This is a genomic window from Algorimicrobium algoritergicola, assembly GCF_008086165.1.
Taxonomy (GTDB): Bacteria; Bacteroidota; Bacteroidia; order Flavobacteriales; family Flavobacteriaceae; genus Algorimicrobium; species Algorimicrobium algoritergicola.
In genome coordinates this window covers 243850-256354 of the sequence record NZ_VSKL01000005.1, presented here as the reverse complement: position 1 = coordinate 256354, position 12505 = coordinate 243850, and the positions used below count along the sequence as shown (strand labels likewise).

13 protein-coding genes are annotated in these 12505 nt (G+C 32.7%); 5 read left to right on the top strand and 8 right to left on the bottom strand.

Translation table 11 applies throughout. The annotated features are described in order from the left end of the window. Nucleotides 1-61: 61 nt before the first annotated feature. On the top strand, nucleotides 62-2062 hold the full coding sequence (locus ES675_RS13130; RefSeq protein ID WP_066255509.1) for a DUF349 domain-containing protein: 2001 nt from the start codon (nucleotides 62-64) through the stop codon (nucleotides 2060-2062). A gap of 583 nt (nucleotides 2063-2645) precedes the next feature. On the opposite strand, the gene mazG is transcribed toward ES675_RS13130, so the two are convergent. The 6 genes from mazG to ruvX form a co-directional block, all read right to left on the bottom strand. Then, on the bottom strand, nucleotides 2646-3419 hold the full coding sequence (gene mazG, locus ES675_RS13125; protein ID WP_066255505.1) for a nucleoside triphosphate pyrophosphohydrolase: 774 nt from the start codon (nucleotides 3417-3419) through the stop codon (nucleotides 2646-2648). A gap of 117 nt (nucleotides 3420-3536) precedes the next feature. Next, the gene (locus ES675_RS13120) at nucleotides 3537-3968 is read right to left on the bottom strand and encodes a DUF5606 family protein (RefSeq protein WP_066255014.1); all 432 of its coding nucleotides are present in this window, start codon (nucleotides 3966-3968) and stop codon (nucleotides 3537-3539) included. Nucleotides 3969-4021: 53 nt separating this feature from the next. Continuing rightward, entirely contained in the window at nucleotides 4022-4612 is a 591-nt protein-coding gene (def, locus tag ES675_RS13115) for a peptide deformylase (RefSeq protein WP_066255011.1), read from the bottom strand. Between the two features lie 114 nt (nucleotides 4613-4726). Next, nucleotides 4727-4972 (bottom strand): hypothetical protein, encoded by a 246-nt coding sequence (locus ES675_RS13110; RefSeq protein WP_066255008.1) that lies wholly within the window; start codon nucleotides 4970-4972, stop codon nucleotides 4727-4729. Nucleotides 4973-5506: 534 nt separating this feature from the next. Continuing rightward, on the bottom strand, nucleotides 5507-6103 hold the full coding sequence (locus ES675_RS13105; protein ID WP_066255006.1) for a T9SS type A sorting domain-containing protein: 597 nt from the start codon (nucleotides 6101-6103) through the stop codon (nucleotides 5507-5509). A 163-nt stretch (nucleotides 6104-6266) separates the two neighbouring features. Beyond that, the gene (gene ruvX / locus ES675_RS13100; protein WP_066255004.1) at nucleotides 6267-6677 is read right to left on the bottom strand and encodes a Holliday junction resolvase RuvX; all 411 of its coding nucleotides are present in this window, start codon (nucleotides 6675-6677) and stop codon (nucleotides 6267-6269) included. 151 nt (nucleotides 6678-6828) lie between these two features. Between ruvX and ES675_RS13095 the strand changes: the two genes are divergently transcribed. From ES675_RS13095 to ES675_RS13085, 3 genes are all read left to right on the top strand, one after another. Then, the gene (locus tag ES675_RS13095) at nucleotides 6829-7644 is read left to right on the top strand and encodes a 2,3,4,5-tetrahydropyridine-2,6-dicarboxylate N-succinyltransferase (protein WP_066254997.1); all 816 of its coding nucleotides are present in this window, start codon (nucleotides 6829-6831) and stop codon (nucleotides 7642-7644) included. Between the two features lie 206 nt (nucleotides 7645-7850). Next, entirely contained in the window at nucleotides 7851-8912 is a 1062-nt protein-coding gene (locus tag ES675_RS13090; protein ID WP_066254994.1) for a glycosyltransferase family 9 protein, read from the top strand. Nucleotide 8913: 1 nt separating this feature from the next. Further along, nucleotides 8914-9666, top strand: a complete 753-nt coding sequence (locus ES675_RS13085; RefSeq protein WP_066254991.1) for a glycosyltransferase family 2 protein — start codon at nucleotides 8914-8916, stop codon at nucleotides 9664-9666. Nucleotides 9667-9668: 2 nt separating this feature from the next. On the opposite strand, the gene ES675_RS13080 is transcribed toward ES675_RS13085, so the two are convergent. Beyond that, complete coding sequence (locus tag ES675_RS13080; protein WP_066254987.1) at nucleotides 9669-10430, bottom strand: lipopolysaccharide kinase InaA family protein; 762 nt, start codon at nucleotides 10428-10430, stop codon at nucleotides 9669-9671. Between the two features lie 91 nt (nucleotides 10431-10521). On the opposite strand from ES675_RS13080, the gene ES675_RS13075 reads away from it, so the two are divergent. Next, nucleotides 10522-11598 (top strand): glycosyltransferase family 4 protein, encoded by a 1077-nt coding sequence (locus ES675_RS13075; protein ID WP_066254985.1) that lies wholly within the window; start codon nucleotides 10522-10524, stop codon nucleotides 11596-11598. Here the strand turns inward: ES675_RS13075 and ES675_RS13070 are convergent. After that, nucleotides 11587-12453, bottom strand: a complete 867-nt coding sequence (locus ES675_RS13070; protein WP_066254980.1) for a hypothetical protein — start codon at nucleotides 12451-12453, stop codon at nucleotides 11587-11589. The two genes, ES675_RS13075 and ES675_RS13070, sit on opposite strands and share 12 nt — an antisense overlap. Nucleotides 12454-12505: the final 52 nt, after the last annotated feature.

Genomic DNA, 12505 nt, shown 5'->3' with positions numbered 1-12505 from the left:
TATTGCAGTTGTTGTTATCTTTAACGCTAGAGTTATTTCAAAAAACTAACACATTTACAAAATGTCAGAGCACGATAACCTGCCAAAAGCAGATGGAAAACCAGAGGAATTACAACCAGAAACTACTGAAAACATTCAAGAAAATCAGGAAGTTTCTAGCGAGTCTTCACCTTCAGAATCATTAGAAAAAACAGAAATAGAAACACCTGTAGAAGCTGAAACACCCGTTGAAACTGAAAAAACAGAAGAAGCTGTTACCGAAGATCATGATGAAGTAATTAATGAAATTGAAGAATCTAACGCTGAAGATGCGGAAGATGAAGGCAATGCAGACAGACATCATATAGAAGAAAAAGACTATGATAAAATGTCTATGGAAGCTTTGGTGACCGAGTTGGAACATTTGGTTACAAACCAAAAAGTGCAAGCCATTAAAAAGCAAGTAGAGGAAATTCGTACAGAATTTAAATCACAATTTAACACCTTACTTGACGAGAAAAAAGAAGAATTTTTGAACGAAGGCGGAAATGAAATCGATTTCTTTTTTTCCAGTCCACTTCAAAAGAATTTCAAGGATATTTATAAAGATTATAAGGGTAAATTACATACGCATCATAAAAATATTGAAAATAACCTAAAAGATAATCTAGCAAATAGGCTTCAGATTATTGAAGAAATTAAAGGGTTGTTTAATGATGAAGAAAATATAAATACCACCTACAAACACTTTAAGGACCTCCAAGATCGTTGGAAAACGGCTGGTCCAATTCCACGCGACAAATACAATAATGCTTGGAATAGTTACCATCATCATGTTGAAGTATTTTACGATTTTCTACATTTAAATCGGGATTTACGCGATTTAGATTTCAAACATAATTTAGATCAGAAATTAAAAATTATTGATCGTGCAGAAGAGTTAGCACAAGACGAAGATTTAAATCGTGCATTCAGAGAATTACAGGTGCTGCATAAAATGTGGAAGGAAGAATTGGGTCCAGTAGATAAAGAACATCGTGAAGCTGTTTGGGACCGTTTCAAAGCTGCCACCAAAACCATTCACGACAGACGCCAAGTTCATTTTGCTGAATTAGATCAGGTTTATGAGAAGAATTTAGACGTTAAAAATGAAATAATTGTTCAGATCAATAAAATCAGTGAAAAAGGAGCTGATTCACATAATGGTTGGCAAAATAGCATTAAAGTTGTGGAACAATTTCGCAATTTGTTTTTCAGTGCTGGAAAAGTGCCCATTAAAGTAAATGAAGAAACTTGGGCAAAATTTAAAGATGCGGTAAGAAACTTTAATCGCAAGAAAAATGCCTTTTATAAAAATTTAAAGAAGTCGCAGTTTGATAATCTTCAGATGAAAATGGATTTAATTCAAAAAGCTGAAGACAATAAAAATAGTGACGATTTTGAAGCCACTACAGCGTTAATGAAGAAAATTCAAAGCGATTGGAAGAAAATTGGTCATGTACCACGGAAGAATAGTGATAAAATCTGGAAGCAATTTAAAACAGCTTGTAATTATTATTTTGACCGTTTACACAAAGCAAAAGATGCCGTAAACGCTGAAGGTAATGAAGCATTTACAAAAAAAGTACAATTGCTTGAGGAATTGAAAACCTTGGAATTATCTGGTGAAAAAGAAACAGATTTGGCAACTGTAAAATCCTTTATTGAGAACTGGAAGTCGATTGGTAATGTTCCCTCAAACAAGCGTTATATTGAAGGAAAACTAAATAAAGCATTGGATGGTGTATTTAAAAAATTGAATCTAAATAAAAATGAAGCCGAACTAATCAAGTTTGAAACCAAGTTAGAATCGCTTAATAATGCACAAGATTCTAGACATTTAGACAATGAGCGCATTTTTATTAGAAAGCGTATTACTGAAGTTAAAGCAGAAATAAATCAGTTGGAAAACAATTTGCAATTTTTTCAGAATGTTAATGATGAAAATCCATTAGTTCAAGACGTTCATAAAAACATTGAAAAACACAAACAAGACTTGAAATTGTGGAAAACGAAGTTGAGCAAAATTAAAGAATTATATTAGAAAAGCGGCTCCATACATAAAAGTCTTAAATACAAAATCCTGCTTGTCGTATAAGAACGTCAAGCAGGATTTTTTCTAACTAAACTAACTAATAGTTGTTTTGTCCCAACCTAAACAACTAATTCTACCTACATGTACGTTTTAAGGAAAGATATTTTTGATTATGCTATTAATCTACTTTTTCAACGTACAATTATAATATATACGCACAGAAAATTGATTTGGATGTTTTGGATTGAAAGTTTTTTAAAAATCGCTTTTCGCTTAAAATAGTATGGATCATTTAGAGTTTTCGATTCCGCTCGAACTGATGAGACATAAACATAATGTACATCCGATGCGTATTATATTTCGCTCCTCTGGAGCTTGTTTCATCTGTATATTATTCTTCTATTAATATTTCGCTCCTCTGGAGCTGAAATAAAATATTTGCAAACCTGAAAAACGGTTTTCAATTACCGCTTTTTAGCTTCTTCCCAAAATTAAGATATTTGAAAACCTAAAAAAACGATTTTCAATTACCTCCTTTTAGCTTCTTCCCAAAATTAAGATATTTGAAAACCTAAAAAAAAACGGTTTTCAATTACCGCTTTTTAGCTTCTTCCCAAAAGACGTCCATTTCATCCAATGTCATGTCTTTGAGGTTTTTGTTTAAAGATTTCGCTTTTGCTTCCAAGTATTGAAAACGTTTGGTAAACTTTTTATTGGTGCGCTCTAAAGCGTTTTCAGGGTTGATTTTTAAAAATCGTGCGTAGTTTACCAATGAAAAAATGACATCGCCAAACTCACTTTCCATAGCTTCTTGGTTGCCAGCGTTAATTTCATCCTTAAATTCCTGAAGCTCCTCCTCCACTTTTTCCCAAACTTGATTTGGTTCTTCCCAATCAAATCCAACACCTGCAACTTTTTCCTGGATCCTGCTTGCCTTAACCAATGCTGGCAAACTTTTTGGCACACCTTCCAAGACACTCGTTTTGCCTTCCTTAAGTTTTAAATTTTCCCAGTTTCGTTTTACATCCGCTTCATTTTCAACTTTAACATCACCATAAATATGTGGATGTCTATGAATAAGTTTCTCGCAAATGCCATTACAAACATCAGCTATATCAAAATCGTTAGTTTCGCTTCCAATTTTTGAATAAAAAACAATATGCAAGAGTACATCACCCAATTCCTTTTTGACTTCCTCTAAATCTTTATCCAAAATAGCATCGCCTAATTCATAGGTTTCTTCTATGGTTAAGTGCCTTAAAGTTTCCATAGTTTGCTTTTTATCCCAAGGACATTGCGCACGCAACTCGTCCATAATGGTTAATAATCTATCGAAAGCTTTTAGTTGATCTTCTCTGGTATTCATAATTGGTTTTTGATAAAATTACAATTAAATTTAGTGTCTTTATAGTTATAACAAACTAAAAAATCCAGTAACGCATAAGCATTACTGGATTTTTTATATTCAAAATAATGAATGGTCTTATTCTTCTTCGTCAGCTGTTACAGCTTCGGTTTCAGCTTCAGCCTCCAAATCTAACAAGTCATTTTTTTGAAGTAAGTTATACCACTGAATAATTTTTTTAATATCACTAGCGTACACACGATCTTCATCATAATCTGATAAAACTTCAAAGAAATATTCTTCTAATTTGTCTTTACTTTCTTTATGACTAACAGATGTTTCGTTACCTGATTCTTTTTCTTTAATCAATTTAAAAACCTCACGTAACGGTTTTTCTTCGGTAAGTGTATAAATAGCAATTTCACTCAAGATGCTTACATTATGATGAATGCCAACAGACATTTTTTTACCATCTAACAGCGACTCGGCAACAAAGCCACCTCGCGTTTGGGCAATCATTTTATACAATCCTGGTTTTCCTGCTATTGATAATATTTTTTCTAGACTCATATTTTCATTTTAAAGAGGGCAAATATCAAACGTTTACTGATGTTAAACAAATATTATCGTTTCTTTTTTTGACTTGGGAAACGCATGCGATAATCCACAGTAATTTTTCCTTTAGAAATGTTTGAAAGTTTACTTTTTATTAATCGTTTTTTTAATGATGATAGCTTATCTGTAAACAAAACACCTTCAATATGGTCGTATTCATGCTGAATAACACGTGCTACTAACCCATCATAGGTTTTGGTATGCTTTTCAAAATTTTCATCGTAAAACTCAATAGTTATTGTTGGCTTTCTAAACACGTCTTCCCGAACATCTGGAATACTTAAACAACCTTCATTAAAAGCCCATTCATCTCCAGTTTCTTCCAGTATTTTAGCATTAATAAAGGTCTGCTTAAAATCTTTTAAGAAGGCTTGTTCTTCTTCAGTAAACACGTCATCTTCCGCAAAAGGAGATGTGTCCACTAAAAACAAACGAATATCTAAACCTATTTGTGGCGCAGCAAGACCAACACCAAACGCATTGTACATGGTTTCATACATGTTATCTAATAACTGGTCTAGTTTGGGATAATCTTTTGCTATTTCTTTTCCTACTTTTTTTAATACAGGATCGCCATAGGCTATAACGGGTAATATCATGGATTTTCTTATCTAATAATTCTCTGCAAAAATACAATTCTTCTTAATTATACCCATAAAAAAACTCCTTTAAAAAAGGAGTTTAGTAGTGTATGTTTATAAAATTCAATGTTTTTAGCAAATAAGTCGCGTTTCTTTTAAAACAAATAAATTTATTTTTCCGTTTAATTTAGATTCAATCTTATTGGTTAAGATATCCTTCTTTTTAGCAGCTAGCTCAATAGAATCCGTTTTTACATCTGTAGTAACTTGGGTAGTCGGCTCTGTTTTCTTAATATCTTCTGTTTTATTTGAAGACTGAGCTTGCATACTTGTTAAACTTAATACTGTAAAAATTCCGATTAATAAAAACTGTTTCATTGTTATGTTGCTTTAATTGAACAGGACAAATATAACATCGATAAACGGTAAGAATATAATTAATTTGTTGAAACACGAGATATAATCGTTAACAAGACAAAGCCGTGTATTTCACCGATAAACGCACTGTTGATAGACCTTAACAAATGACATTTAATCGATATATCAATAAAAAAAAGTATCGATAACCCTAACAAAATTGGGATGTAGCAGGTTATAATTATATTCAAATTCTTATAAAAACAGACCAAAAACATCACTGTTCGATAAACGGTAAATTGGATTTTCAAACGAAACGATTGAGTAACAGTTCCTATGCTTTATTAGCTAGAACTTAATATGAAATAATACAACCTAATAGACCTATTAGCATAGTTATGATAGTTTAGCCATCTCAATGCCATTTCGTGTATCAAGAAGCTTAATGCGTATATTTGATTCAGTCATCTACAAAGTTTTAAAGAACGGGTAATAAAAAAAGCCTCCTACAAATTGCAAGAGGCCTTTTTAAATATCATTGTAAAATTTGAATATCTACTTCATAATTACAACCTTTTTTGAAACGGTAGAAGATCCACTTTTAACTTGTAATAAGTAAACGCCATTCGGTAAATTAGAAATTTCTAATTGTTTTCTCGCTAAATTAGAAACGGTATTGGTTAGAACGCGCTTTCCTGTTACTGAAAACAAATTGATTTGAGCATTCAGATTGCTACCAAAAACAACATGAACTGAATTTCCTTGAACGACAGGATTTGGAAAAACAACAAAATTATTTAAAGCTTTGTCAATAGATTCTATAGATAAGGTTTCATTTGTCAAGTTTCCATTGGTGTACTCGCAAGTTGCGGCTCCAAAGTCTGCCGTAAATGATGTGGTGTCCATAATTGGCGTATCGCCTGGCTCAATATCATAAACTGCTGACGAGCTATCACAAGTAATTAAGTTAAAAACGCTTCCAGCTACAGTGATAGTCGTTGGTCTATCTACACATGGTGGAGCTCCGGCATCGTAAAAGAAAAATAAAGAAGTTGAGTTTGAAAATCCGTTATCAGGACAAACCTGAGCTTGTACTTGATTAAAAAAGAAAAACGATGCAAATAACATCATTAACATGTAATTTTTTTTCATAATATAATTAATTAGGTTTCCAACAAAGATAATTCTTACTAAAGCTGACAATCAAAAATATTAGCCAAACGACTTATAAAAACGACATTCCAACTAGTCTATCCTGTATATCTATCAAATATACCAGATAAACGTAATTACAATATAATTATAGAAAAGAAAGCTATTTAGAACTCAAATAGCTTTGAAGAATTAATGTAGCACTAATTTCATCAACCAATGCTTTATTTTGGCGTTTCTTTTTAGATAAACCACTGTCTATCATTGTCTGAAAAGCCATTTTAGATGTAAATCGCTCATCAACACGTGTAATAGGGATTTGAGGAATTGATTTTTGCAACTTTTCTAAAAATGGTAAAATAAGCGCTTCACTTTCAGATGCCTGATTATTCATTTGTTTGGGTTCGCCAACCACAAATAACTCAACCGATTCCGTTTTAACATAGTCCATTAAAAAGCTAATCAGCTTCTTGGTATCTACCGTTGTTAAGCCAGATGCTATTATTTGCATCTCATCTGTAACAGCTATTCCTGTTCTAACTTTTCCGAAATCTATTGCAAGTATACGTCCCATATAGTGGCAAAGTTACCATTTAAAACTAAAACTTAATCAGAAAACCTATTTTTTAAAAGCAATCAGTAATAAAGAATTCAATTATAACTTTATCTTTGTGAAAAGAGCAAGAATTATACATTTAGACGCTCAATTTTTTAGTAAAATTATTATGAAGCAACTACAACAAATTATAGAAAATGCGTGGGATAATCGCGAATTACTAACCGATACAATTACCATAGATAGCATTCGAAGTGTTATTGACTTATTGGATGAAGGTACCTTGCGTGTTGCCGAACCAACGGATAAAGGTTGGAAAGTAAATGAATGGGTTAAAAAAGCCGTGGTGCTTTATTTCCCTATTCAGAAAATGGAAACATTTGAAGTCGGTATTTTTGAATATCATGATAAAATCCCATTAAAAACAGGTTATAAAGATAAAGGTATTCGTGTTGTTCCGCATGCGGTTGCAAGACATGGTGCTTATATTTCTAAAGGCGTTATTTTAATGCCTAGTTATGTAAACATTGGCGCTTATGTAGATGAAGGAACCATGGTGGACACTTGGGCAACAGTAGGTAGTTGTGCGCAAATAGGTAAAAATGTGCATCTTTCTGGAGGTGTTGGTATTGGTGGTGTTTTAGAACCGCTTCAAGCTTCCCCAGTTATTATAGAGGATGGCGCTTTTATTGGTTCACGCTGTATAGTTGTTGAAGGTGTTAAAGTAGAGAAAGAAGCCGTTTTAGGCGCGAATGTTGTTTTAACCATGAGTACTAAAATTATTGATGTAACGGGTGATGAACCTGTTGAAATGAAAGGCGTTGTTCCTGCACGTTCTGTTGTAATTCCTGGTAGTTATACCAAAAAATTTAAAGCTGGTGAATTTCAAGTACCTTGTGCTTTAATCATTGGAAAACGTAAAGAAAGCACGAATAAAAAAACATCTTTAAATGATGCTTTGCGTGAATATGATGTAGCGGTTTAATGTAGTTTGCAGCAGCAATGTTCAGTGTTCAGTGTTCAGTGTTCAGTGTTCAGTGTTCAGCTAAAAATTTAAATATAATAACTTGACGTTTATTACTTTTTGTCTTTAATGATAAGGCGTTTTTGGGTTATTATGTAGGAATGCCATAACAACTGACTAACCCAATAATCTAATAACGCATTTTAACTTTAGTAAAAGAAATTCATTTGAAAGTATTAATTATACAACAAAAAATGATTGGTGATGTACTCACATCTAGCGTCTTATTTGAGGCTTTACGTGAACGTTATCCAAATGCGCAATTAGATTATTTAATCAATTCCCACACATTTCCTGTTGTTGAAAACAATCCTTTTATTGATAATTTCATCTTCTTTACACCTGAAGCCGAAAAAAGCAAAAGGGCACTTTGGTCATTGACTAAATCTGTAAAAAAGGAACAATACAATGTGGTAGTTGATGTGTATTCAAAAATATCTAGTAACCTAATTTCAGCTTTATCTGGTTCTAAAACTAAAATTTCATATTACAAGCATTATTCAACATTCATATATGATCATAATATAAAACGCACAAATCAAACGCATGAAGTTTGTGGTTTGGCAATAGTGAATCGTTTGCAGTTGTTGGAACCTTTGGATGTTTTTATCACATCTGCTAAGCCTAAAATTTATTTAACTTCTGAAGAGCTTGAAACAAGTAAACAGTTTTTAATTTCAAACGGGATAAGCTTTGGTAAACCACTTATTATGATTAGTGTGCTGGGAAGTGGCTCCAATAAAACCTATCCGTTTGAATACATGGCACAAGTAATTGACCAAATTGTAGCTACAACGGATGGTCAGATTTTATTTAATTATATTCCAAAACAGGAAGCCGATGCTCAAGCCATTTTTAACCTCTGTAAACCGGAAACACAAAACCATATTTATCTAAATTTATTTGGGAAAAGTCTGCGAGAATTTTTAGCACTCACAGCACACTGTCATGCTTTAATTGGCAATGAAGGTGGTGCTGTAAATATGGCAAAAGCATTAAATATAAAGACATTTACCATTTTTTCAACCTGGATTGATAAGGAAACTTGGAATATTTTTGAGGAAAAAACCGTAAATGAATCCGTACATTTAAAGGATTACAAACCAGAATTATACAAAGGGAAAACTGAAAAAGATATGAAACCACACGCCATGGAATTATATCATAAATTTACACCAGATTTATTTGATGGAAAGTTAAATCGGTTTCTAAAAATGTTCCGTTCGTAATATGGAAAAACTAACAGCTATTATTATAACCAAAGATGAGATTCTCAATATAGAATCCGTTATAAATTCTGTACGTTTTGCAGATGAAATTATTGTGGTTGATAGCTTAAGTACTGATGGCACGTTTGAAAAAGCTTTAGAATTGGATGTTACCGCTATTCAGCGAAAATTTTCCTATCATGCGGAACAGAAAAACTGGATAATTCCACAAGCAAAACATGATTGGGTTTTAATTGTTGATGCTGACGAACGTATAACACCTGAATTACAAACAGAGATACTTAAAGTTTTAAGTACCGAACAACAAGATGTTGCTTTTTGGATTGGCCGCATCAACCATTTTATGGGTAAACGCGTCAATTATAGCGGTTGGCGAAATGACAAAGTTATCCGTTTGTTTAAACGTGATTTTTGTTTATATGAAGATAAATTGGTGCATGAAGAAATAGTTGCTCAAGGATCTGTTGGCCATTTAAAATCCAAACTATCACACAACACATACACAACTATGGATGCTTATATCGAAAAAATGAATCGATATGCAACCAAACAAGCCGAAGATTACGATAAAAAAACCGGAAAACTAAATCCGTATCACTTCGTGATTAAACCCTTTTGGGGATTTTTCAAACATTATATTGTTCAAAGCGGATTTCGCGATGGTGTTGTAGGTTTAACCATTGGTTTTATTCAAGGTTATGTAGTTTATATGCGCTATGTGAAATTGTGGCTTTTACGAAGAAACTTGAAATAGTATTATTTTTTTCGCCAGAAGAACACCTTATTTTTAATACGTCTTTTTCTATGAAACCGATTTTGAAATGCTTCGGTTTCTTCCCACATTAAATTAAAGACGCGATTATAATCATAACCTCCTAATTTTGCATATTCATCACTCATGACTTCCACCATAGATCTGTGAGTCGTTAAGCGTGCAAAGTTTTTTATACGAGTTTCAAAATCCATATCGCCAAATTCCATCCGGTTTAAATCCACTAAATAAAATTTATACGCTCCATCGTTTAATTGAATCAACGTATTTCCTGGCGAATGATCTAAAAAATTCACACCTGCTTTATGCAATCCAAATGTGAAACGTGTAAAGCCGCGTAAAATAGCTTCGTGATTCGGCATATTAAAGTCGAAAGTCAATTCACGATAGGTTAAATCATAGGGTAAATGCTCACTGATATAATAACTTTTCTTAAATAAAAATGGTGTTTTATACTCGTAAAAAGCAATAGGTTGCGGTGTTCCAATGCCTAAATGCAGGAGCCGATTAGCATATTCAAAAGAGCGTTGTGCTTTACTTTTTCTAAAAAACCGGTAGGCAATCTGATTCACCAAATTCGGGATTTTAAAAGATTTCACATTAATAGTTAAACCGTTTAAGTCGTATAATTTAAGCGAATTCCGATCCTGATTACCAAAATTTTCACCAGCCGTTTCATAATTTTCAATGTAAGATGTAAGCTGTTGCTTATCCTTTAAGAACGCCTTATGCACTGTATAATTCATGCTACAATATTACAATATTTATTTTATTTTTATTCGGAATTAAATTAGCAGTTCGATTTCATTTTTAATAATTTGCACAAAAGCTTTTCGTATGCCTACAATTTGTTTGGAATCTCATAATATTGATAATCTCTTCTTTGGGTTTGGTCAGTTTAACTATCAGCTTATTAAAGGTTTTTATGAGAATCAGGCTATTTTAAAAGCCTTGGATTTCCACATCACGTTAATTAGTAAACATCCTGAAAAGCTGGAAGCTGAATTTGGTAGCACGTTTTCGTATAAAAAATACAATTCCTTACAGCGAAAAAAATTATTCCGAATTAAAAAACCTTACGATTTATGGCATTCCTTAAATCAAAATACCAAAGTAGAACCTTATAAAAACATACCGTATGTATTAACGGTTCATGATGTCAATTTCATGGAAGAATTATCAGGAAAGGATTTAAACAAACGCGTAGCACTTTTCAATGCTAAACTAAAGCGAAGTCATGCTATTACATACATTTCAGAATATGCTAAAAGCATGACCCATAGGTATTTTAAAGTACCAAATGTTCCTGAATATGTTATTTACAATGGCAGCTCAAAACCTTTTGAGTTAGCTAAAAACCATAAACCCGAATTGCTTCCAAAAGGCCATTTTCTATTTACAATTGGTGAACTTTTAGAAAAAAAGAACTTTCACACATTAGTAGATATGCTTGCCCATCTTCCCGAATTGAGTTTGATAATTTCAGGGAAAAATACCACCGATTACGCCAAAGAAATCATGAAATTAGTTGATGATTTAAAACTTGAAAATCGCGTATTTCTAACAGGAAAAATTAGTGAAGAAGACAAAGCCTATTATTTAAAAAACTGTTATGCGTTTTGCTTTCCGTCTCTGCGAGAAGGCTTTGGTATTCCCCCAATTGAAGCTATGCAATATGGTAAACCTGTGTTTTTATCTGATAAAAGTTCGCTTCCAGAAGTTGGTGGTAAACACGCATTTTACTGGGCACATTTTGAACCTAAATATATGGCTGATATACTCAAACATGGTATGTCCACCTACAATGAAAACCCAACAGAATACAAGGAGAAACTGCAGCTGCATGCCAATTCGTATTCTTGGGATGAAACCGCTAAACAGTATTTAAAAGTTTACGAAAGTCTACTTAAATAAGTGTTTGAAATATTGACCAAAATTCTTTTTCGCTATAAAAAATTTGGACGGCATAATCCCTTCTAAATTAATATTTTTTCTAATTTCTTCAATCGTATTCCCTTCACAAAACTCCAAATGTTTCCATTTTTCGGGTTCAATATAGAAGAAGTTTTCACGTTCCTTATAGTTGGATTTATTGGTGGTTCGCCATTTTTCTAAAAAAGCGTCTTTATCCTGAACTTCAATGTTATGTCCCCAATTATCCAATTTTAATACCAGTTCCGCTTCATCTCTAGCAATGCTTTCATGCAGTAAAATATTTTGTGTGTAAACAATACGCTTCCGGGTATTTCTGGCAACCTTATAATTCGGGTAATTGGTGGCAATAATCCCGCGTGTTGGCTCTTTAATAAACAACACACCATTATCGGTATACTTGTATAAATTAATTAAATAGGCAGCAATTTGAATGTTCTTTTTTTCAGGATTGTCCAAATAACTATCAAAGCGTCTTAAGTCTTTTACATAGTTTGCAAAATCTACAAAATACTCATCGCTATCAATTTGTACTAGCCAATTTCCAATACCCATTTTAAGCGATAACATGTGCCTTTCGCGATTATCATTTTCAATGGCAATTAAATTCGCATCGTAGAAATCATCTTTATACAATTGAATCTTATTATCCACATCAAAAGCTTCCAACCATTCAAAAAAAGCTGGATCTACTTCAAAGGTTTCCCCAGACCACGTTCTGCTCTTATGATCCATAGCAATAAAAATAGCATCCGATTCCTTATAAACAGGTGGAATGGATTTTTTTAGTTTATCGTAATCATAAGAAAGTAAAAAACCAACGTGAATTTTTTTCATGGATAATTGCGGATTATTTTTTACAAATATAGTTTAAGCCATAGAAATAACT

Bases quoted from the DNA above. Each gene is read 5' to 3' on its own strand.
- ES675_RS13130 (WP_066255509.1), top strand. From the start codon at position 62: ATGTCAGAGCACGATAACCTGCCAAAAGCAGATGGAAAACCAGAGGAA.
- mazG (WP_066255505.1), bottom strand. From the start codon at position 3,419: ATGAATACCAGAGAAGATCAACTAAAAGCTTTCGATAGATTATTAACC.
- ES675_RS13120 (WP_066255014.1), bottom strand. From the start codon at position 3,968: ATGAGTCTAGAAAAAATATTATCAATAGCAGGAAAACCAGGATTGTAT.
- def (WP_066255011.1), bottom strand. From the start codon at position 4,612: ATGATATTACCCGTTATAGCCTATGGCGATCCTGTATTAAAAAAAGTA.
- ES675_RS13110 (WP_066255008.1), bottom strand. From the start codon at position 4,972: ATGAAACAGTTTTTATTAATCGGAATTTTTACAGTATTAAGTTTAACA.
- ES675_RS13105 (WP_066255006.1), bottom strand. From the start codon at position 6,103: ATGAAAAAAAATTACATGTTAATGATGTTATTTGCATCGTTTTTCTTT.
- ruvX (WP_066255004.1), bottom strand. From the start codon at position 6,677: ATGGGACGTATACTTGCAATAGATTTCGGAAAAGTTAGAACAGGAATA.
- ES675_RS13095 (WP_066254997.1), top strand. From the start codon at position 6,829: ATGAAGCAACTACAACAAATTATAGAAAATGCGTGGGATAATCGCGAA.
- ES675_RS13085 (WP_066254991.1), top strand. From the start codon at position 8,914: ATGGAAAAACTAACAGCTATTATTATAACCAAAGATGAGATTCTCAAT.
- ES675_RS13080 (WP_066254987.1), bottom strand. From the start codon at position 10,430: ATGAATTATACAGTGCATAAGGCGTTCTTAAAGGATAAGCAACAGCTT.
- ES675_RS13075 (WP_066254985.1), top strand. From the start codon at position 10,522: ATGCCTACAATTTGTTTGGAATCTCATAATATTGATAATCTCTTCTTT.
- ES675_RS13070 (WP_066254980.1), bottom strand. From the start codon at position 12,453: ATGAAAAAAATTCACGTTGGTTTTTTACTTTCTTATGATTACGATAAA.